The following is a 21,249-nucleotide window of genomic DNA, read 5'->3' on the forward strand; positions in this document are numbered from 1 at the left end:
GAAGAGTTGACGATTCGGCGCACAGCATACCGGTCTATTCAGGGCTTGCGAAACAACTCGCGACTGGCCAGGGGCTTGCCAGCCAAATGCACGGCCAGTGCCTGACGCATCAGGCGCTTGGCAGCAGACAAGGCGCCAGTAACGGTCCAGTCAGCCTCGGCCATCCCGTGCAGTTCTGCGCCATGAAACAGTCCGGGCTGCACCAGATAAATCCGCTCAAGCCCCGCATCTACCTGCAGCCGATACATGCCATCAGCCGCCACCGGCTCGCCGTGAATGTCATGAGTCAGGGAAAAGCCATAGCCCAAATCGTCCAGCAAGCGCCACTCGAACGCCCGCAGCAGTGGCTCCAGCGGTCGCCCTTCAGCCAATGCCAAAAGCGTTGCCGCATAGTGGTCGAAGACCGCCGGATGAGGGTCTTCGGCAGGCAAAAGCCGCACCAGCAGTTCGTTGAGATAAAGACCGCTGAACAGCGCTTCGCCATTGAGCCAGGTAGAGATACCCGCGCTCTCCATGCGCCCTACGTTTTTCAACTCGCCCCGCCCGCGAAACTCGATTTCCAGCGGGACAAAGGGCCTGGCCAACGAGCCCGCCTTGCCCCGCGCACTGCGCAACACTGCCCGCAGGCGACCTTGAGGCGTGATGAAATCCACCAGAGCGCTGGTCTCACGATAGGGACGACTGTGCAGGACGTAGGCGAGTTGGGCTGTGGGGGCTTTGCTGGACATGGAACTCAGCTATCTCAGAAGGCAAACACTGCCAGGAAGAACAGCACAAAACCAAAGTGGGAGCGGCGGTGCTCCCACAGGGGGTAGTGCCGTGCTTACAGGTCGCCGTAGCCCAGGGAACGCAGGGCGCGTTCGTCGTCGGACCAGCCGCCTTTGACTTTAACCCACAGGTTCAGCATGACCTTGGAGTCGAACAGCAGCTCCATGTCCTTGCGCGCTTCGGTGCCGATGCGCTTGATACGCTCGCCCTTGTCGCCAATGATGATTTTCTTCTGACCGTCACGCTCAACCAGAATCAAGGCATGGATATGCAGGGTTTTGCCCTGCTGCTTGAACTCTTCGATTTCGACAGTGATCTGGTACGGCAGCTCGGCGCCCATCTGGCGCATGATTTTTTCACGCACCAGCTCGGCAGCCAGGAAGCGGCTGCTGCGGTCAGTGATCTGGTCTTCCGGGAAGAAGTGATCGTTTTCCGGCAGGTGATCGGCGATCACGCGCTCCAGGGCTTCAAGGTTGTGACCATGCTGAGCGGAGATCGGAATGATCTGGGCGTTCGGCAGTTGCTCCTGAAGCCAGCTCAGGTGCGGCATCAACTCGGCCTTGTCTTCGATGCGGTCGGTCTTGTTCAGCGCTACGATCAGCGGTCCGGTCACATACTGCACACGTTCCAGCACCATCTGATCTTCGTCGGTCCACTTGGTGCGGTCGACAACGAAGATCACTACGTCGACGTCTTTCAACGCCGCCGAAGCGGTTTTGTTCATGTAGCGGTTAAGGGCCTTTTCGCCGCCCTTGTGCATGCCCGGGGTATCAACGTAGACCGCTTGCACGTTGCCTTCGGTCTTGATGCCCAGCATGTTGTGACGGGTGGTCTGGGGTTTGCGCGAAGTGATCGCCAGCTTTTGACCCAGAATGTGGTTCAGCAGTGTGGATTTACCCACGTTTGGTCGACCAACAATGGCAACGTAGCCACAGCGAGTTGCAGTTGTATCAGTCATGGCCATTCTCCACGCCAAGGGCTATCAGTGCTGCGGCGGCCGCTACCTGTTCGGCAATACGACGACTCACACCCTGACCTCGGCTTTTTTCATTCAATAGGGCAATTTCGCACTCAACGAAGAACGTGCGGCAATGCGGTTCGCCCTGGATATCTACCACTTCGTAACGCGGCAGATCGCAGGCACGCGACTGCAAGAACTCTTGCAGACGGGTCTTTGGATCTTTATTGGTGTCGACCAGGGTCAACGTCTCGAACTCGCTGGCAAGCCAGGCCAGTACGCGGTCACGGGCGGCGTCCATGCCCGCATCCAGGTAAATGGCGCCAATCAGCGCTTCAAGGGCATCAGCCAGGATCGATTCGCGGCGAAAACCACCGCTTTTGAGCTCACCCGAGCCCAGGCGCAGGTACTCGCCCAACTCAAAACCACGGGCCAGTACGGCCAGGGTTTCGCCTTTTACCAGGCGTGCGCGCAGACGCGACAACTGGCCTTCACGGGCCAACGGGAAGCGGTCAAACAGTGCTTCACCGGCAACAAAATTGAGAATGGCATCACCCAGGAACTCAAGGCGCTCGTTATTGCGCCCCGCGAAACTGCGGTGTGTCAGGGCCAGAATCATCAGTTCCTGGTCTTTGAAGGTGTAGCCGAGCTGACGCTCTAAACGTTCTAAAGAAAAACTCACGATTTACCCACGCTGAGTTCGTGGCCGAATGTCACCACCGGACCGATATTAGGGATCAGTGATGTTCGTTTATCGCATAGCAAATGGACAGGGAACAGGCTGTTCGCCGCCGTCACACTTAACGCTTTGTTCAAATCCACATCCTGAATACTCAGGCATACGACTTATTCGTACACCTGAAAAGCATTCGGCGCTGTTATTAACAGCGCCGTTTTTGGCTACTTGATCAGACCAACCCGCGAGAAGTTCGGCAGGTTGCTCGCCTTGGGCTCCGGCCAGCTCATCCAAACAGCGAAGGCCTTGCCGACAATGTTCTTGTCGGGGACCATGCCCAGCTCGTCTTTGGGAATGTTCGGATCATCCCAGTAACGGCTGTCGTTCGAATTGTCGCGATTGTCGCCCATCATGAAGTAATGCCCGGCCGGAACCGTCCACTCCTTGTCAGGCGGCGCACGATAGCGGCTCATTTCCTTGCGGATCATGTGCTCGACTTCGCCCAGCTTCTCTTTGTACAACTCGGCACTGCCCAGGGTGCCAGCTTCGACACCCACCAATTGCTCGGCTACCGGCTTGTCGTTGACATAGAGATGCTTGTCGCTGGTGTAGCGAATCTTGTCGCCCGGCAGACCCACTACACGCTTGATGTAGTTGACTGTCGGATCGCTTGGGTAACGAAACACCATCACATCGCCCCGCTTCGGATCACCCACTTCGATGATTTTCGTGTCCAGTACCGGCAAGCGGATCCCGTACGAAAATTTATTCACCAAAATGAAGTCGCCCACATCCAGGGTCGGCTTCATCGAACCGGACGGGATCTGGAACGGCTCAACCAGAAACGAACGCAGCACCAGCACGATGAACAACACCGGGAAGAACGACTTGCCGTATTCAACCAGCAGCGGTTCCTTGTTGAGCTTTTCGACTACCTGCATATCAACCGGAGTAACACTGGCTTGATAGTTGGCAATGGCCTTGCGCCGGCGAGGAGCCAGGAAGACCAAATCGAGCAGCGCCAGCAAACCGCACACGGCAACAGCAATGACCAGCAACAGCGGGAAATTTAGTGACATAGGACCTAGCTATCCAACCTGAGCACTGCAAGGAAGGCTTCTTGTGGAATTTCCACGTTACCCACTTGCTTCATGCGTTTTTTACCGGCTTTCTGCTTTTCCAACAGCTTGCGCTTACGGCTAACGTCACCACCGTAGCATTTGGCCAGTACGTTTTTTCGGAGCGCTTTAACAGACGAGCGCGCAATGATTTGGCCGCCAATAGCAGCCTGAATTGCCACATCGAACATCTGACGCGGAATCAGCTCTTTCATCTTCTCGGTCAACGCACGCCCTTTGTAGTGAGCGTTGTCGCGGTGAACAATCAGTGCCAGGGCATCAACTTTCTCGCCGTTGATCAGTACATCGAGCTTGACCAGATTGGCCGACTGATAACGGTTGAAATGGTAATCAAGCGAAGCATAGCCGCGACTGGTGGATTTGAGACGGTCGAAGAAGTCCAGAACCACTTCGTTCATCGGCAAATCGTAGGTCACTTGCACCTGAGAACCCAGGAACAACATGTCGTGTTGAACGCCGCGCTTTTCAATGCACAGGGTAATGACGTTACCCAGGTGCTCTTGAGGCACAAGGATATTGGCGCGCACGATTGGCTCGCGAATGTCTTCAATCGAAGAAACGTCTGGCAGCTTGGACGGGTTGTCGACGTAAATCGTTTCGCCCGTCTTGAGCAGCAGTTCGAAAATTACGGTTGGGGCCGTGGTGATCAGGTCCAGGTCGTACTCGCGCTCTAGGCGCTCCTGAATGATCTCCATGTGCAACATGCCCAGGAAGCCGCAACGGAAGCCGAAGCCCAGTGCATCGGAGCTTTCCGGGGTGTACTGCAGCGACGAATCGTTCAGTGTGAGCTTTTGCAGGGCTTCGCGGAAGTCTTCGAAGTCGTCAGAGCTGACCGGGAACAGACCCGCGTAAACCTGAGGCTGGATACGTTTGAAACCTGGCAGTACGTCAACATCAGGCGTCGTGCTCAAGGTCAGGGTATCGCCCACTGGCGCACCGTGAATGTCCTTGATGCCGGCAATGATGAAACCTACTTCACCGGCCTTCAGGTCAGTGGTAGCCGTGTGCTTGGGGTTGAACACACCCACGCTGTCTACCAGATGCATCTTGCCGGTGGACTTGACCAGGATCTTGTCGCCCTTTTTCACGCGGCCGTGGCGCACGCGAACCAGGGACACAACGCCCAGGTAGTTGTCGAACCAGGAGTCGATGATCAACGCTTGCAGCGGATCTTCGTAGTTACCGGTTGGCGCAGGAATGGTGTGCACCAGGCGCTCAAGCACTTCGTCGACGCCCAGGCCGGTTTTGGCGCTGCAGGTCACGGCATCAGTGGCATCAATGCCAATGATTTTTTCGATTTCTTCCTTCACGCGATCAGGATCGGCCTGCGGCAGGTCGATCTTGTTCAGCACCGGCATGACCTCAAGGCCCTGCTCGATGGCGGTGTAGCAGTTGGCAACGGACTGGGCTTCTACGCCCTGCCCCGCATCGACTACCAGCAAGGCACCTTCACAGGCAGCCAGCGAACGGCTGACTTCGTAGGTGAAGTCGACGTGCCCCGGCGTATCAATGAAGTTCAATTGATAGGTAATGCCGTCTTTGGCCGTGTAATACAAGGTGACGCTGTGGGCCTTGATAGTGATCCCGCGCTCACGCTCGAGGTCCATGGAGTCCAGTACCTGGGCTTCCATTTCGCGGGCACTCAGGCCACCGCACATCTGGATGAAGCGATCGGCCAGCGTCGACTTGCCATGGTCAATGTGGGCGATGATGGAGAAATTGCGGATATGACTCAAATCACTCACGGGTCAACACTCAAAAAAGTCGCAGGCAGACTGCCCGCCGAAAAATAGCCGGGAATTGTACCTGATCCTCTCGCCAAGCGTCACGTTCACAGGCCAATGGACACCTACAAAAAAGCCCCTATCGCGAGATAGAGGCTCTTGATTGACTCAATGACCGCTCATCAACCCGCCCGGCGTAACAGCCAGAAACCGGCCAGAGCACAGATGGCAGCCGGCACCAGCACCGCGAACAGCGGCGAGAAACCGAATACCAGGCTCAATGGCCCCAACAGGTCTTGCGCGATCTTGAAGACGAATCCGACCAGCACCCCGGTAAATACCCGCTGGCCCAGAGTAACAGAGCGCAACGGGCCGAAGATGAAGGATATGGCCATCAACACCAGCGCAGCCGTTACCAGCGGCTGCAACACCTTGACCCAAAAGGCCAGCCAGTAACGGCCATTATTCAGCCCCTGATCCTTGAGGTAATGGATGTAGCTCCACAAACCCGCGATCGACAGCGACTCGGGAGCCATGACCACGGTATTGAGCAATTGCGGGCTCAATGACACATCCCAGCGCTCTTCAGGGGTCTTTACAACTTCAGTGCTGTTACCGTGAAAAAGCGTGGTGCTCACGTCGCTCAACTGCCAGTTACCCTGGTCGAACTGCGCCTTTTTGGCGAAGCTGGCCGACTGCATCTGGTGATCTTTGTCAAAACGATACCGGGTCACGCCATAAAGCAGGCCATTGGGCTGAACAGCGTTGATGTGGATGAACTCGTCACCCTGACGATGCCACAGACCGTGCTTGGAGCTTTGGGAATCACCGCCACCCTGCGCCAGCGCGCGATTGGCCTGAGCGATGTTCTCGGTGGCCGGAACCACGTACTCGCCAATCAGCACGCCTGCCAGCATCAGCACCAGCATCGGCTTCATGACGGCCCAGACAATGCGCCCCAGGGACACGCCCGCAGCACGCATGATGGTCAGTTCACTGTTGCTGGCAAGGCCACCCAGACCAATCAGACAGCCAATCAATGCAGCCATCGGCAGCATTTCATACAAGCGGCGCGGCGCGGTCAGCATGACAAAACTGAACACATCCAGGATGGTGTAGCTGCTGCTGATACTGCGCATCTCATCGATCAACGCAAACAGCAGCGCCAGACCCAGAATAATCCCCAGCACGGCCAGAATCGCAAATAACACACTGCTACCAATGTAGCGGTCGAGCTTAACCACGGGCCATCTCCTCGGCACTACGGCGACTTGCCAGTTTCAAGCGCAGCGGCTCCCAATACATCAGCCCCAGGCCAATGACCAGGAACAGGCCATGCACCCACCACAAGCCCAGCGCCAACGGGATTTTGCCGCCTTCAAGCAGGCCTCGCCCCCAGGTCAGCATGCTGAGGTAGCCCATATAAAGCAGAATGGCCGGCAACAGCTTGAGGAAGCGCCCCTGGCGCGGATTGACCCGCGACAACGGCACCGCGATCAGGGTCACGATAAATACCAACAGCGGGAAAGCTATACGCCATTGCAACTCGGCGACCGCACGGGGTGCCGGATTGCCGATCAGGTCCGGAGTCGGGATGGCGTCACGATCGGTCACATCATTGCTGACTTCCGGTTTTGGCAGCAATACACCGTAGGTGTCGTACTTGATGGCACGGTAATCGGCCTGCCCCGGATTGCCGTCATAGCGATAGCCATCGTCCAGAATCAACCAGCGACTGCCGTCAGGACGAATCTCCTGGCGACCCTTTTGCGCCAGCAGCACAGAAATACTGCGGTCCGCAGCATCCTCTCCGAGCTTCTTCTGAGTAATGAAGACGCCGGACAAAAGGCTACGGTTATTGCTCAGTTCTTCGGTGTAAGTCACCCGTGTGCCGTCACTCAAGGACTGAAAACGACCAGCCTCCAGGGTGTCGAACTCGGTCAGGGCGTCTTGCTTATTGAGCAACAGCTGAAATTCATTGGCGCCCTGGGGTGCCAGGCTCAGGCTGAGCCAGGCCACGATCAGGGCAATCAGCGCAGCAGGAGCCATAGTGATGGCCAGCAAGCGCTGACGACTCATGCCGGTGGCCGACAGCACGGTCATTTCGCTTTCAAGGTACAAGCGACCGTAGGACAGCAGAATGCCCAGAAACAGCCCCAGCGGCAGGATCAGCTGCATGAAGCCTGGCAGGCGGAACCCCATGATCAGGAACAATGACCCCGGATCCAGGGCACCCGAGGCGGCCTGAGCGAGATACTTGATGAAACGACCGCTCATGATGATGACCAGCAGCACAGCGCTGACAGCGCTCAATGTAAGCAGGACTTCGCGGGATAGATAACGGAAGACGATCAAACCAGACACTCCAGGGTCGTCAGGCTAAGGCGGCCAAACAAGCAGCATAACGAGTCGGCCCATACCTCATCATAGATGAGACGGGCCGTCTAAAAAGATGGCGCATTATCCTGTGAATGACCGCCCCTGTCACTGCGCAGTCTTGAAAGTACCCCGCTGGCCAAATACCGGGGTTGTCAGGCTCCTGCGGCGGGGTTCAAACTGCCCGCCTTGACGCCAGCCTTAATCACAGGTGAAGCGCTTCATCTATCAAGCAAGCAAACAGCACTGTTTGTGCGCATGTTGACCATTTGATTCAGGGACCCCGACATGGAACTGGTTGTAAAAAGCGTTAGCCCAGAAACGTTGAAAACCGCCACTCTGGTGGTCGCCATCGGCGAAGGCCGCAAGCTGGGCCCTACCGCCACCATCATTGACGAACTCACCGGCGGCGCCATCAGCGCAGTACTCAAGCGCGGGGATCTGGCGGGTAAAACCGGTCAAAGCCTGCTGCTGCACAGCCTGCCCAACCTCAAGGCCGAACGCGTGCTGCTGCTGGGCACCGGCAAGGATGACGAGCTGGGCGACCGCCCGTTCCGTAAAATCATCAGCGGCGCACTGGGCGTATTAAAAGGCCTGGGCGGCAGCGATGCGGTGTTTGCTCTCGACGAACTGGTGGTCAAGGGTCGTGACAGCTACAGCAAAAACCGCCTGCTGGCAGAAACCCTGATCGACGGCGGATACACCTTCGACCGTTTCAAAAGCCAGAAAGCCGAACCTCGTGCCCTGAAGAAAATCACCCTGCTGACCATTAAAGCAGCACAGGCTGAAGTTCAGCGCGCCGTGACCCACGCCCAGGCGATCGCTTCGGGCATGTCATTCACCCGCGATCTGGGCAACCTGCCACCCAATATCTGCCATCCGATTTTCCTGGCCGAACAGGCCAAGGATCTGGGCAAGGAATTCAAAGGCCTGAAAGTCGAGATTCTTGATGAGAAGAAAATCAAGGATCTGGGCATGGGCGCGTTCTATGCCGTAGGCCAGGGCAGTGACCAGCCACCTCGCCTGATCGTAATGAACTACGCAGGCGGCAAGAAATCCGAAAAACCGTACGTACTGGTCGGCAAGGGCATTACGTTCGACACCGGCGGCATCAGCCTCAAGCCGGGCGCCGGCATGGATGAAATGAAGTACGACATGGGCGGTGCTGCCAGCGTGTTCGGCACACTGCGCGCCGTGCTGGAGCTGAAACTGCCGATCAACCTGGTGTGCATCCTGGCGTGCGCCGAGAACATGCCGAGCGGCGGTGCTGCACGCCCGGGCGACATCGTGACCACCATGAGCGGCCAGACGGTCGAAATCCTCAACACCGACGCCGAAGGCCGCCTGGTGTTGTGCGATGCACTGACCTACGCCGAGCGCTTCAAGCCTCAGGCCGTGATCGACATCGCCACCCTGACCGGCGCCTGCATGGTTGCACTGGGCGCTCACACCTCCGGCCTGATGGGCAACAACGACGAGTTGATCGGCCAACTGCTGGAAGCCGGCAAACTGGCAGACGACCGTGCATGGCAACTGCCGTTGTTCGAGGAGTACCAGGAACAGCTGGACAGCCCGTTCGCTGACATGGCCAACATCGGTGGTCCCAAAGGTGGCGCCATTACCGCAGGCTGCTTCCTGTCGCGCTTCGCCAAGGCCTATAACTGGGCTCACCTGGATATCGCCGGCACGGCATGGGTCAGCGGCGGCAAGGACAAGGGTGCCAGTGGCCGCCCTGTACCCCTGCTGACTCAATACCTGCTCGATCGCGCCAACGCTTGAAGCTGACAATCGAAGGCTGCGCTGCCTGACGGCGGCGCGGTCCCGATTCAGGAATCGCAATGACCCCGGAACCCAACACCGAGTTGACCAAGGTCGACTTTTATATCCTGCCCAGCGCCGAACCTTCCGCGCGGCTGGATTTCGCATGCAAACTCACCGAAAAGGCCTGGCGCCTGGGCCACAGGGTGTATTTACACTGCGCCGACAGCGCTCAACGTCAGGATCTGGATGAACGCCTGTGGCGCTTCAAGGGCGAAAGCTTCGTGCCCCACAGCAACACCGAAGACGAACCCGACGGTGTCGTTGTCATGGGCTGCACAGAAGCACCGCCAAGCCATCAGGACTTACTGATCAACCTGGACCTCAAAGTCCCCGAATTCTTCAAACGCTTCGCCCGTGTGGCTGAAGTGGTGGTCGAAGACCCCGCCGTCCGACTGGCCGCACGGGAGAGTTTCCGCTTCTACCGTGAACAGGGCTATCCTCTGCAAGACCACAAGCTACAACGACTCTGAGCACACGATGGACACCTCCAATTCGCCGCAAAAAGCTGCACACCTGCTCGATGATCTTGAGTCCATTCGCAAGCTGCTCGGCGATGAGGGCCTGCAACCGCCGCTGCTGACAGAGATGGTGGGCGGTGAAGACGCGCAGATTCCATTGTTGTCTGAAGTCATCAGCGAAGAACCCGAGCCCGAACAAATACCGCTGGTCGGCATTACCCCGGCACCCGTGGCAGAAAAAGCCCCGGACGCACTGCTGGTGCATCTGGACAAAGAGCTGCGCACGGCAGCCCAGGCCATCATGCAGGACGTGATCAACGACTTCGCCCCGCACATCGAAACCGAGATCAAACGCCGCCTCGATGCGCATATGGAGCGCTTGCTCGCACAACATCAGAACTAAAGCGCTCTGCGTAGCAGCTGCCGAGGGCTACGTCCGATTGCGCAGCGATCGTAAAACCTGAGATTGCGGTCTGCCTGAAAGACCGCCCCTTCCGACATCACGACGGCTGCGCCGCCGGACGCAGCCTCGTACCTCGGCAGCTGCTACGAAATATGCACAGGCCACACCACAACTCGCCCTACGCCTCCCACCCCGCTATACTTGTCGGCTTTCCTGAATTAATGCCAATAGGGTCCCGCCGCGCATGGATAAGACCTACCAGCCGCACGCCATTGAAACTTCCTGGTACAAAACCTGGGAAGAAGAGAATTATTTTGCCCCGCAAGGCGCGGGCGACCCGTACACCATCATGATCCCGCCGCCGAACGTCACCGGCAGCTTGCACATGGGTCACGGTTTCAACAACGCGATCATGGACGCCCTGATCCGTTTCCGCCGCATGCAGGGTCGCAACACCCTGTGGCAGCCGGGCACCGACCACGCGGGTATCGCCACCCAGATGCTGGTTGAGCGTCAGATCGAAGCACAAGGTCTGAACCGCCACGACCTGGGTCGCGAAAAATTCCTCGATAAAATCTGGGAATGGAAAGACCAGTCCGGCGGCAATATCAGCCGTCAGATCCGCCGCCTTGGCTCGTCCGTAGACTGGAGCCGCGAACGCTTCACCATGGATGACGGCCTGTCCGAAGCCGTGAAAGAAGCCTTCGTACGCCTGCACGAAGACGGCCTGATCTATCGCGGCAAGCGCCTGGTCAACTGGGACACCAAGCTGCACACCGCCATTTCCGACCTTGAAGTGGAAAACCACGACGAGAAAGGCTTCCTGTGGAACCTGCGCTACCCGCTGGCTGACGGCGCAACGACCGCAGAAGGCCTGGACTACCTGGTGGTTGCTACCACCCGTCCGGAAACCATGCTGGGCGACGCCGCTGTTGCCGTTAACCCGGAAGATGAACGCTACAAGGCCCTGATCGGCAAGTTCGTCGAGCTGCCACTGGTTGGCCGTCGTATCCCGATCATCGCGGACGACTACTGCGACCCTGAATTCGGCACCGGTTGCGTGAAGATCACCCCGGCCCACGATTTCAACGACTACGAAGTCGGCAAGCGCCACAACCTGCCGCTGCTGAACATCTTCGACAAAAACGCCAAAGTGCTGGCTGCTGCCCAGGTGTTCAACCTCGACGGCAAGCTCAACGAAACCGTCGACGGCACCCTGCCGGCCAAATACGCCGGCCTGGATCGCTTTGAAGCGCGCAAGCAAATCGTTGCTGATTTTGACGAAGCAGGCCTGCTGGTCAGCGTTGACGATCACGCCCTGAAAGTACCGAAAGGCGACCGCTCCGGCACCATCATCGAGCCGTGGCTGACGGACCAGTGGTACGTATCGACCAAGCCTCTGGCAGAACCAGCCATTGCTGCCGTTGAAGACGGCCGCATCGCGTTCGTGCCTAAACAGTACGAAAACATGTACTTCTCGTGGATGCGCGACATCCAGGACTGGTGCATCAGTCGTCAGCTGTGGTGGGGCCATCGCATCCCGGCCTGGTACGACGAGTCGGGCAAGGTTTATGTAGGCCGCGACGAAGCTGAAGTCCGCGCCAAAAACAACCTGGGCCCGGACGTTGCGCTGCAACAGGACAACGACGTACTCGACACCTGGTTCAGTTCGGGCCTGTGGACGTTCTCCACACTGGGCTGGCCGGAAAAAACCGACGCGCTGAAAACCTTCCACTCCACTGACGTGCTGGTGACGGGCTTCGACATCATTTTCTTCTGGGTTGCCCGGATGATCATGCTCACCATGCACCTGGTGAAAAACGAAGACGGCACCCCGCAAGTTCCGTTCAAGACCGTGTATGTACACGGCCTGGTGCGTGACGGTCAGGGCCAGAAGATGTCCAAGTCCAAGGGCAACGTCCTGGACCCGCTGGACATCATCGACGGCATTGAACTCGAAGACCTGGTGGCCAAACGCACCACCGGCCTGATGCAGCCAAAACTGCTGAAGAAAATCGAGAAACAGACCCGTGACGAATTCGCAGACGGCATCGCCAGCTATGGCACCGACGCCTTGCGCTTCACCTTCTGCTCGCTGGCATCTACCGGTCGCGACATCAAGTTCGACATGGGCCGCGTTGAAGGCTATCGCAACTTCTGCAACAAGATCTGGAACGCCGCACGTTACGTGCTGGACAAGGGCGAGGACTGCGGCCAGAACGGCGAAGCCTACGAACTGTCACTGGCCGACCGCTGGATCATCTCGCAACTGCAACGCACCGAAGCCGAAGTGACCCGTCACCTCGACCAGTTCCGTTTCGACCTGGCCGCACAAGCGCTGTACGAGTTCATCTGGAACCAGTACTGCGACTGGTACCTGGAACTGTCCAAGCCTGTGCTGTGGGACGAAAACGCTCCGATAGAACGTCAGCGCGGCACCCGTCGCACGCTGGTTCGTGTACTGGAAGTTGCCTTGCGTCTGGCGCATCCGTTCATGCCGTTCATCACCGAAGAGATCTGGCAGCGCATCGCGCCGCTGGCCGGCGTTGAAGGCAAGACCATCATGCTGCAACCGTGGCCAGTGGCCAACGAAGCTCGCATCGACCAGGCGGCCGAAGACGATATCGAATGGCTCAAGGGCTTGATGCTCGGCACGCGTAACATCCGTGGCGAAATGAACATCGGCCCGGGCAAGCCATTGCAGCTCTACCTGAAAAACGTCAGCAGCGAAGACCAGCGCCGTCTGACCGAGAACGATGCCTTGCTCAAAAAGCTGGCTAAACTCGAATCGATCACCGTTCTGCAAGACGGCGCCGAAGCACCTTTGTCCGCTACCGCTCTGGTAGGCGAGATGGAAGTGCTGGTGCCGATGGCCGGCCTGATCGACAAAGATGCAGAGTTGGCGCGCCTGGACAAGGAAATCCAGCGCTTGCACGGCGAAGTTGCGCGAGTGGGCGGCAAATTGTCGAATGCCGCGTTCGTTGACAAGGCCCCGGCCGAAGTCATCGAAAAAGAACGTGCCAAATTGGCCGAAGCCGAACAGGCCTTGAGCAAATTGGCAGACCAGCACGCGCGGATTTCCAGCCTGTAATAACGCTGCGCACCTGATCGCGGGCAAGGCCGCTCCCGCAGGGTTCAACTCTGCAGGAACGGGCTTGCCCGCGATTGCTTTTGTGGAATGAATTGAACATGACTACCCCACGCACTTCCAAAGCCACACGCCACAAGCCCAAGGCTGCCAGCGATGCCAAACCGGTCGAGCCGCGCGTCAAGCCCAGCCTGCACCCGCGCAACCGCCACCAGGGCCGCTACGACTTCCCACAGCTGATTTCGGTGTGCCCGGAACTGGCCGAATTCGTGATCATCAACCCGTACGGCAAGGAAAGCATCGACTTCGCCAACCCGAGTGCCGTGCGCGTATTCAACCGTGCCCTGCTCAAGGCGTTCTACGGCATTGCTCACTGGGATATCCCGGCTGACTACCTGTGCCCGCCCGTACCGGGTCGCGCTGACTACGTGCACTTCCTGGCCGACCTGCTGGCCACCATGAACGACGGCGAAATCCCTCGCGGGCAAAACGTTCGCGTGCTGGATATCGGCATGGGCGCCAACTGCGTCTACCCGCTGATCGGCCACAGCGACTATCGCTGGCAGTTCCTGGGTACGGAAGTCGACCCGACTGCCGTTAAAGCGGCCAAGGCGATTGTGCAGTCCAACGGTCTGAACAAAGCCATCAGCCTGCGCCTGCAGCCTAATCCGCAGAAGATCCTGCTGGACGTGCTGGAAAGCAGCGAACGTTTCGACCTGACCATGTGCAACCCGCCGTTCCACGCCTCGCTGGACGAAGCCACACGCGGCAGTGAGCGTAAATGGCGCGCACTGGGCAAGGCAGATCCAAAGCGCAAGCTGCCGGTTCTGAACTTTGGTGGCCAGGCGGCCGAATTGTGGTGTGAAGGTGGCGAACAGCGCTTTGTCACACAACTGATCCGCGAAAGCGTCCACGTTGCGCGTCAAATCCTGTGGTTCAGCGTGCTGGTGTCCAAGGCTTCCAACTTGCCAGCCATCCAGACCGCGCTGAAAAAAGCCGGTGCACGGGAAAGCCAGGTGGTGGAAATGTCCCAGGGCAACAAGCAAAGCCGCTTTGTGGCCTGGACCTTCCATGACAAGGACCAGCAGCAGATGTGGCGCGAGAAGAACTGGAAGTAAGCCCCGCGCAATCCTGTAGTCGCTGCCGAAGGCTGCGATAAGAGCTGAGGGGCCCTGAGAAAGCGGGGCCGCTTCGCAGCCCATCGCAGCCTCGTGCCTCGACAGCGACTACAGGAACAGCGGGCATAAAAAAGCCGCGCTTCGGAGTGATCCGAAGCGCGGCTTTTTTAATGCTTACTTGTTAACAGCGTCAGTCAGGCCTTTGGCCACAACGAGCTTGATAACTTTTTTGGCAGCGATTTCGATGGCAGCGCCAGTCGAAGGGTTACGGCCAGTACGGGCAGGACGCTCGGTCACTTTCAGTTTGCCAATACCTGGCAGAGTGATTTCGCCGCCATTTTCCAATTGATCAGCAACGATCTGAGCCAGTTGGTCCAGAGCGTTACGCGCGGTAGTTTTCGGCGCGTCGATGGCTTCAGCGATATCAGCGATCAGTTGGTCTTTAGTAATAGCCATTGAGATGTTCCTTCCCTATCAAATTCATTTGGTTTGCAGAGTGCAATGTCAGCCATCGAGCCAGATCTCAAGGGTCTGACACACCCGCCAGCTTTCACGACGAATCGCGGATGTAGATAGCTAAAACGGGGTTTGGTTCGACCTGACACATGCTGAATGCACGCTTTACGCCGTTTCCGAGCGCAAGACCGGGCAAAACTAGCACAGAGACGGTTAAATATCCGCCTCTACCTGGGCTTTTGGTCAGCTTTATCGCCTTAAAACCGTAAAAAAGCCGTCCCGGGTGGTCTCAAGCCCCCCAAACACCGACCCAGCGCTCAGGTGCGGTACACTTGGCGCCTTTGCGGGGTGCGCCCCCTGTCCTCTCATTACTCGCCGAGAAGCCCATGCCGATCCGTCATTGCATCGTCCATTTGATTGACAAAAAACCCGACGGTACGCCCGCTGTTCTCCATGCCCGCGACTCTGAACTGGCCGCGTCTCAAGCCATCGAGAACATGCTCGCGGACCTCAACGAAAGCTACAACGCCAAGCAAGGCAAAGCATGGGGCCTCTTCCATGCTGAATCCGGCGCGCATCCGTTCAGCGGCTGGCTCAAGGAGTACCTGGACGGCGGTAAAGACTTCACCGCATTCAGCCGCGTGGCCGTCGAGCATCTGCAGAAGCTGATGGAAGAGTCCAACCTTTCCGTCGGTGGTCACGTACTGTTTGCCCATTACCAGCAAGGCATGACCGACTACCTGGCGATCGCCCTGCTGCATCACAGCGACGGCGTGGCGGTGACCTCGGATCTGGACGTGACCCCATCGCGTCACCTGGACCTTGGCCAACTGCACCTGGCGGCACGGATCAATATTTCCGAGTGGCAAAACAACAAGCAGTCCAAACAGTACATTTCGTTTATCAAAGGCAAAAACGGCAAGAAAGTTTCGGAGTACTTCCGCGACTTTATCGGCTGCCAGGAAGGCGTCGACGGACCAGGCGAAACCCGGACCCTGCTCAAGGCCTTCAGCGACTTCGTTGAAAGCGAAGACCTGCCCGAAGAGTCCGCCCGCGAAAAAACCAAGACCTTGGTCGACTACGCCAGCAGCCAGGCCAAAATCGGCGAACCGATGGGTCTGGCCGAATTGTCCGAGCTGATCGACGAAGAGCGTCCGAAAGCCTTCTACGACCATATCCGCAACAAGGACTACGGCCTTTCTCCCGAGATCCCGGCAGACAAACGCACCCTGAACCAGTTCCGCCGCTTCACCGGGCGCGCTGAGGGCCTGTCTATCAGCTTTGAAGCCCACCTGCTGGGCTCCAAGGTCGAGTTCGACGAAGAAGCCGGCACGCTGGTGATCAAGGGCTTGCCGACCCAACTGCTCGACCAGCTCAAGCGCAGCAAATAATGCTCAACGGTATTTTGAAGAAAGTCCTGTTTGTTCTGGTGGTGGTGGTCATCTTCCAGAACTGGGGCAAGATCGAGCGTGTGCTCAATCCCTCGGGTGTCGTCTCCGAGCAAACCCGGGCCAGCGCCCGTGTGGTGCTGTATTCCACGCAATGGTGTGGCTACTGCAAGGCGACGCGCCGGTTTCTGGATGAGAAAGGCATCCCGTTCAAGGAGTTTGATATCGAGAAAGACGCGGTCGCCCGCCAGGCTTACGAAGCGCTGGGCGGACGCGGAATTCCGATACTGGACGTGAACGGCACGCTGATAAGGGACTTCAAGCCGGATGCGATACTGGCGGCATTGAAATAACCCCTTGCGCCTGACTTTGCACCAGGCATTCCTTGGCGCTCTTCCTGAGTTTTTTGATCAGTCGTTCCTGGCGCAGGGCTTCGCCCCTGTCAGGCCAGGATTCGACATACACCAAGGCCACTGCCGGGCTTGAAGCAAAAAAGCGTGCGCCCTTGCCGCTTTGATGTTTGGCAAAACGGCGCACCGGGTCATCGCTGATCCCGCAGTACAGAGCGCCATTGGCGGCCCGCACCAGATAAACGAACCAGGGTTTTTCGCTCACTTTCAACGGCTGCCCTGAAAGGCCTTGAGTCCTTTTTGCGCCTGCGCCCGAATGGCGTTCTTCACCAGCGGCGTCCACCCCAGCAACAAGCCCTTGGTGCCCAATGCCTGACGCGACCAGCGCCACAGGTCAAAGTGATCGTGGTGCTCGCAAATCTTGCCGTCGCGAAACACAAACTGCGCCTGAATGTCATTGACCACCGTGGCCCCGGTCTGGCCGAACACGTAGGTTGCCACCCAGTGTGCGCTGCCGCGCTGCCCCTGAGCCTGGACCTGATCGAAAGTCAGGCTGAAATCCTTGGCCCGCGAGGTCAGCATGCGCCACATGTCTGCGGCATCCTGGCCACGCAATTCACCAAACACCGGATCGCTGAACAAGACGTCATCGGTGTAGCAGGCCGCCATCGCTTGTGCATCGAGCTGCTGGAAGGCCTGGTAGAAACGAGTGATCAATGCTTGATGGTCTTGGCTCATGGCAGGGTCCGTGCGGGTCAGTAATCCGTGCACGATAATCTGCCATGAACAGAAACACTATGGCCCTCAGATTTTCTCGCTCTGCACATTCACATACAGGGAACGTCCCGCGCCGAGCCCGGCGGCGATAGCCCCCAGGCCCACCACGGCAAAAATCCAGCCCACAGCACTCCAGCCGCCCGTGACTTCATGCACGATCCCGACCGCCAGCGGCCCCATGGAGGCCACGGTGTAACCAATACCCTGGGCCATGCCAGACAGGTTGGCCGCAACATGAGCGTCCCGCGAACGCAATACGATAAGCGTCAACGCCAGGCTGAACGTACCGCCCTGCCCCAGGCCCAGCACAATCGCCCAGCCCCACAAGCCTTCGATGGGGGCATACAGGCAGCCGAACAGCCCGGCCAGGGTCATGCTCATGACCAGCACAATGGCCAACCGCTGATCTTTGCCCCGCGTGGCCAGCCAGGGCGCTGTCAGTGCAGTCAGCAATTGCACGATGACCGAGCCCGACATCACCAGCCCGGCCTGGGTCGGGGTCAAACCGCGCCCGATCAGAATGGAGGGCAACCAGCCAAAAACGATATAGGACAACGAGGACTGCAAGCCCATGTAAAGCGTCACTTGCCAGGCCAGCGGATCACGCAGCAGGCCACTCACCCGATAAGCAACATTGTGTGAGCCCTGACGCTTGCCCACTTGGGGCAGCCAGAAAATGGCCGCAACCAGAGCCGGCAAGGCCCAGAAGCCGAGTCCCAGTGCCCAGCTCTGACCCAGCGACTCGCTCAGTGGCACCGTCGCGCCCGCCGCCAGTGCCGCGCCCAGGCACAAGGCCATGGTGTAGACACCGGTCATGGTCCCGGCATGCCCTGCGAAATCACGCTTGATAATCCCCGGCAACAGCACGCCGATGATGCCAATGCTGGCGCCCGCCAGAATGCTCCCGGCAAACAGCCCAACCTCTCCCAGGCAACTGCGCAGAACGATGCCGCCGCCCAGTGCCACCAGAATCCCCAGTACCACCCGCTCAGTACCAAAACGCCGGGCCAGAATCGGTGCCAAAGGTGCGAACAGGCCCAGGCAAAGCACCGGCAAAGTGGTCAATAAACCGGCCTGCGCAGCCGACAGCCCGAGGCGGTCCGACACCTCGCCCAGCAGCGGCGCCATGCTCGACAATGCCGGACGCAGGTTCAGCGCCACCAGTACCAGGCCCAATAGCAGCAACCACGGTCTCAGCACGACCGGGGGCGTTTGCTGCACCTGTTCGTCGTCTATCTCAGCATCGATCAGCAACGCTTCCAGCTCATCCAGATGACGAGCGGGCTCGGCGCTGGCATTGGCGACTGACAAAGGTTGAGTCATGGCGTGCTCCGGCTCAGGGTTCATTGATCAACGTCCGGCATAACGCCATGGCCCGTTGCGGGTTTTGTTGTTCTACGGCTTCGAGTAGCTCGACGTGCAGGTCGAACACCAATTGACGCCTGGGATGAACATCCATCGTCTTGCGCAAATGGTTGGTCACAACGCTGGAGGTGTAGCGATACAGCTCGCTCAAGGCCGGGTTGTGCGCGGCATCTATCAGCCGCTGGTGAAACACCAGGTCGCAGCAAATATAGGTGTCGAGCTCACCGTGATAGTGCTCGCCACTTGCATCGAGCGCCTGATGCAGCAGCCGCAAGTCCTCGTCCGTACGACGCAAGGCCGCCAGGCCAACGGCTTCAACCTCAAGGATGTGCCGCATCTCCCGACCCTGCTCCATTGAGCAGGATGACAAGGCACGCAACGTGTCCATCGGGTCGACTCGCCCTCGCAGATAACTGCCATCGCCCTGACGGATTTCGATCAGCCCGGCGAATGCCAGCACGCGCATGGCTTCACGCACGGTGTTACGGCTGATGTTCAGTTGCGCCGCAAGCTCCGGCTCAGTCGGCAAACGCTGCCCCACCGCCCAGGTGCCGTTGTTTATTCGCGCACGCAGTTGCTCAAGCGCCTGGTCAACCAGGGAACGTTTTATCAGTGGAGAAGCATCTGTCATCGAATTCACCTTTTCATCCAATCATAGGATGAATTTTCCTACATGTTAGCCAGACGTCTTCGCATCGGCAATCAACTACAGATTAAGTGCCCCAAAAAAATGCTGATTGAGCATTGAACAAACAACCCTCAAAGGGTATTTTAAAAAAATCGAGGCTGCCTCTTATGGAAAAGAAAACACCTCACTACAACCTCCAGTGCATTCAAGCCGACGTACAACGGCTTGGCGCTGTAGCGTTTACCAAAAGCGCCCTGGATGGCGGACGAACCATGGGCCTGACCCTGGCGCAAATGCAGCGGGTCATTGCTTCTTTAGAACGCCGGGCGCTGTACAAGTCGATGTCGACCCACTCAGACCACAAGGTCTGGCAAGACGTCTATCACGCACAGGCCTACGGTTTGGCTATTTATATCAAGGTGACTTATCGCCCGAGTGGAGGGCCGCCAGTCATCGCTTTCAAGGAAAAAGACCTATGAGCAAACATGACTGTTACGCCTGCGGGGCCCCCAACGCGATGTACGCCTTCAAAGGGCGTAGCTTCAATGTGAATTTCAAGCAAATGAACCGGATGGTGCACAGCCTGAGCGGCCATGAATGCAAGGAATGCGCTGAGGTCGAGTTCGATGCTCCCAGTGCAGAGCGTTATGCCCGGGCAGGAGATGAACTGATTGAAGATGCCAAGCAGGTAATGGCTGATGAGATGAAGCGCATTCGGCGCAAACTTCACTTCACTCAAAAAAGTGCTGTGCAACTGCTGTCGGGGGGGGGCCACAATGCGTTCAGCCGCTATGAGCGTGCCGAGGTCGAACCACCGAAACCCTTGTTTGTGCTGATGCGTTTGCTGGATCGCCATCCCGAACTGGTTCGGGAATTACAGGCCATCAATGAGTGCACCGATATCAATGCGCTGCTGGTGCAAAAACAACAGCAGCGACACGAATAGCCTGTAGCCGCAGCCTTAGGCTGCGGCTACAGCGGTTGAATCAATGCAAAATCTGATTCAGGAACAATTTGGTCCGGTCATTCTGCGGGTTGTCGAAGAAGTCGTTCGGTGCGGCCTCTTCCACGATTTCGCCCTTGTCCATAAAGATCACCCGGTTGGCCACTGTGCGGGCAAAGCCCATTTCGTGGGTCACGCAGAGCATGGTCATGCCGTCTTCGGCCAAGCCGATCATGGTGTCCAACACCTCTTTCACCATCTCCGGATCGAGCGCTGAAGTCGGCTCATCGAACAGCATGATTTTTGGTTTCATGCACAACGCCCGGGCAATCGCCACACGCTGTTGCTGGCCGCCCGACAACTGCCCCGGAAACTTGTGCGCCTGCTCCGGAATACGAACCCGCTCCAGATAATGCATGGCGATTTCTTCAGCCTGACGCCGGGGCATCTTGCGTACCCACATCGGTGCCAGCGTGCAGTTCTGCAGAATGGTCAGGTGCGGAAACAGGTTGAAGTGCTGAAACACCATGCCCACTTCGCGCCGTACCGTCTCGATCTGCTTGATGTCGTTGGTCAACTCTACCCCGTCAACCACGATGCGCCCCTGCTGGTGCTCTTCGAGGCGATTGAGGCAGCGAATGGTCGTCGACTTGCCGGAGCCCGAAGGCCCGCACAACACAATGCGCTCGCCTGGCTGGACGTTCAGGTTGATGTCCTTGAGCACATGGAACTGGCCGTACCACTTGTTGACGCCCTGCATCTGAATAATGCCTTCAGCGCTTGCAGGCTTTTTGATTGCTTCACTCATGTCGC

Annotated in this window: 22 protein-coding genes; 9 read left to right on the forward strand and 13 right to left on the reverse strand. The window is 58.1% G+C overall.

What is annotated here, in order from left to right:
- Positions 1-38: 38 nt before the first annotated feature.
- The 7 genes from recO to lptF form a co-directional block, all read right to left on the reverse strand.
- Complete coding sequence (gene recO / locus AACY07_RS02095) at positions 39-728, reverse strand: DNA repair protein RecO (RefSeq protein ID WP_339473285.1); 690 nt, start codon at positions 726-728, stop codon at positions 39-41.
- 95 nt (positions 729-823) lie between these two features.
- On the reverse strand, positions 824-1,726 hold the full coding sequence (era, locus tag AACY07_RS02100) for a GTPase Era (protein WP_019822047.1): 903 nt from the start codon (positions 1,724-1,726) through the stop codon (positions 824-826).
- Complete coding sequence (gene rnc / locus AACY07_RS02105) at positions 1,719-2,408, reverse strand: ribonuclease III (RefSeq protein ID WP_003440162.1); 690 nt, start codon at positions 2,406-2,408, stop codon at positions 1,719-1,721. Before rnc ends, era begins: the two co-directional genes overlap by 8 nt.
- 218 nt (positions 2,409-2,626) lie before the next feature.
- Entirely contained in the window at positions 2,627-3,481 is an 855-nt protein-coding gene (lepB, locus tag AACY07_RS02110) for a signal peptidase I (RefSeq protein ID WP_019822043.1), read from the reverse strand.
- A 5-nt stretch (positions 3,482-3,486) separates the two neighbouring features.
- On the reverse strand, positions 3,487-5,286 hold the full coding sequence (lepA, locus tag AACY07_RS02115) for a translation elongation factor 4 (RefSeq protein ID WP_133076278.1): 1,800 nt from the start codon (positions 5,284-5,286) through the stop codon (positions 3,487-3,489).
- A gap of 161 nt (positions 5,287-5,447) precedes the next feature.
- The gene (gene lptG, locus AACY07_RS02120) at positions 5,448-6,509 is read right to left on the reverse strand and encodes an LPS export ABC transporter permease LptG (protein ID WP_133076279.1); all 1,062 of its coding nucleotides are present in this window, start codon (positions 6,507-6,509) and stop codon (positions 5,448-5,450) included.
- Entirely contained in the window at positions 6,502-7,620 is a 1,119-nt protein-coding gene (gene lptF, locus AACY07_RS02125) for an LPS export ABC transporter permease LptF (protein WP_133076463.1), read from the reverse strand. The genes lptG and lptF overlap by 8 nt, the downstream gene beginning before the upstream one ends.
- A gap of 309 nt (positions 7,621-7,929) precedes the next feature.
- On the opposite strand from lptF, the gene AACY07_RS02130 reads away from it, so the two are divergent.
- From AACY07_RS02130 to rlmF, 5 genes are all read left to right on the forward strand, one after another.
- Entirely contained in the window at positions 7,930-9,420 is a 1,491-nt protein-coding gene (locus AACY07_RS02130) for a leucyl aminopeptidase (protein ID WP_339473287.1), read from the forward strand.
- Positions 9,421-9,503: 83 nt separating this feature from the next.
- The gene (locus AACY07_RS02135) at positions 9,504-9,932 is read left to right on the forward strand and encodes a DNA polymerase III subunit chi (RefSeq protein ID WP_339473434.1); all 429 of its coding nucleotides are present in this window, start codon (positions 9,504-9,506) and stop codon (positions 9,930-9,932) included.
- 7 nt (positions 9,933-9,939) lie between these two features.
- Positions 9,940-10,323 carry a DNA polymerase III subunit chi gene (locus AACY07_RS02140; RefSeq protein WP_339473288.1) on the forward strand — a complete coding sequence of 128 codons (384 nt, stop codon included), beginning with the start codon at positions 9,940-9,942 and terminating at the stop codon, positions 10,321-10,323.
- A 244-nt stretch (positions 10,324-10,567) separates the two neighbouring features.
- Complete coding sequence (locus AACY07_RS02145; RefSeq protein ID WP_339473289.1) at positions 10,568-13,414, forward strand: valine--tRNA ligase; 2,847 nt, start codon at positions 10,568-10,570, stop codon at positions 13,412-13,414.
- Positions 13,415-13,512: 98 nt separating this feature from the next.
- Positions 13,513-14,529, forward strand: a complete 1,017-nt coding sequence (rlmF, locus tag AACY07_RS02150; RefSeq protein WP_133076283.1) for a 23S rRNA (adenine(1618)-N(6))-methyltransferase RlmF — start codon at positions 13,513-13,515, stop codon at positions 14,527-14,529.
- Between the two features lie 174 nt (positions 14,530-14,703).
- Here the strand turns inward: rlmF and AACY07_RS02155 are convergent, their stop codons facing one another.
- Positions 14,704-14,985 (reverse strand): HU family DNA-binding protein, encoded by a 282-nt coding sequence (locus AACY07_RS02155; RefSeq protein WP_003440137.1) that lies wholly within the window; start codon positions 14,983-14,985, stop codon positions 14,704-14,706.
- Positions 14,986-15,371: 386 nt separating this feature from the next.
- Here AACY07_RS02155 and yejK point away from each other — a divergent pair, with 386 nt between their 5' ends.
- Positions 15,372-16,376, forward strand: a complete 1,005-nt coding sequence (gene yejK, locus AACY07_RS02160; protein ID WP_133076284.1) for a nucleoid-associated protein YejK — start codon at positions 15,372-15,374, stop codon at positions 16,374-16,376.
- Complete coding sequence (locus AACY07_RS02165) at positions 16,376-16,726, forward strand: glutaredoxin family protein (protein WP_133076285.1); 351 nt, start codon at positions 16,376-16,378, stop codon at positions 16,724-16,726. Before yejK ends, AACY07_RS02165 begins: the two co-directional genes overlap by 1 nt.
- Here AACY07_RS02165 and AACY07_RS02170 read toward each other — a convergent pair.
- The 4 genes from AACY07_RS02170 to AACY07_RS02185 all read right to left on the reverse strand — a co-directional run bounded on the left by AACY07_RS02170 (position 16,692) and on the right by AACY07_RS02185 (position 19,496).
- Positions 16,692-16,994, reverse strand: a complete 303-nt coding sequence (locus AACY07_RS02170) for a GIY-YIG nuclease family protein (RefSeq protein ID WP_133076286.1) — start codon at positions 16,992-16,994, stop codon at positions 16,692-16,694. The genes AACY07_RS02165 and AACY07_RS02170 overlap by 35 nt on opposite strands.
- On the reverse strand, positions 16,991-17,461 hold the full coding sequence (locus AACY07_RS02175; RefSeq protein ID WP_133076287.1) for a nuclear transport factor 2 family protein: 471 nt from the start codon (positions 17,459-17,461) through the stop codon (positions 16,991-16,993). Before AACY07_RS02175 ends, AACY07_RS02170 begins: the two co-directional genes overlap by 4 nt.
- Positions 17,462-17,527: 66 nt before the next feature.
- Positions 17,528-18,847 carry a CynX/NimT family MFS transporter gene (locus AACY07_RS02180; protein WP_339473290.1) on the reverse strand — a complete coding sequence of 440 codons (1,320 nt, stop codon included), beginning with the start codon at positions 18,845-18,847 and terminating at the stop codon, positions 17,528-17,530.
- Entirely contained in the window at positions 18,837-19,496 is a 660-nt protein-coding gene (locus AACY07_RS02185; protein WP_133076289.1) for a FadR/GntR family transcriptional regulator, read from the reverse strand. The genes AACY07_RS02180 and AACY07_RS02185 overlap by 11 nt, the downstream gene beginning before the upstream one ends.
- A 164-nt stretch (positions 19,497-19,660) precedes the next feature.
- On the opposite strand from AACY07_RS02185, the gene AACY07_RS02190 reads away from it, so the two are divergent.
- Together AACY07_RS02190 and AACY07_RS02195 are read left to right on the forward strand one after the other, a co-directional pair.
- Positions 19,661-19,972 (forward strand): type II toxin-antitoxin system MqsR family toxin, encoded by a 312-nt coding sequence (locus tag AACY07_RS02190; RefSeq protein WP_326397405.1) that lies wholly within the window; start codon positions 19,661-19,663, stop codon positions 19,970-19,972.
- Positions 19,969-20,439, forward strand: coding sequence for a type II toxin-antitoxin system MqsA family antitoxin (locus AACY07_RS02195; RefSeq protein WP_339473291.1), 471 nt, complete (start codon positions 19,969-19,971; stop codon positions 20,437-20,439). The genes AACY07_RS02190 and AACY07_RS02195 overlap by 4 nt, the downstream gene beginning before the upstream one ends.
- Before the next feature lie 40 nt (positions 20,440-20,479).
- On the opposite strand, the gene AACY07_RS02200 is transcribed toward AACY07_RS02195, so the two are convergent.
- Complete coding sequence (locus AACY07_RS02200) at positions 20,480-21,244, reverse strand: amino acid ABC transporter ATP-binding protein (protein WP_133076292.1); 765 nt, start codon at positions 21,242-21,244, stop codon at positions 20,480-20,482.
- Between the last annotated feature and the right edge of the window lie 5 nt (positions 21,245-21,249).

The sequence above is a fragment of the Pseudomonas sp. RL_5y_Pfl2_69 genome, assembly GCF_963970465.1.
Classification (GTDB): domain Bacteria; phylum Pseudomonadota; class Gammaproteobacteria; order Pseudomonadales; family Pseudomonadaceae; genus Aquipseudomonas.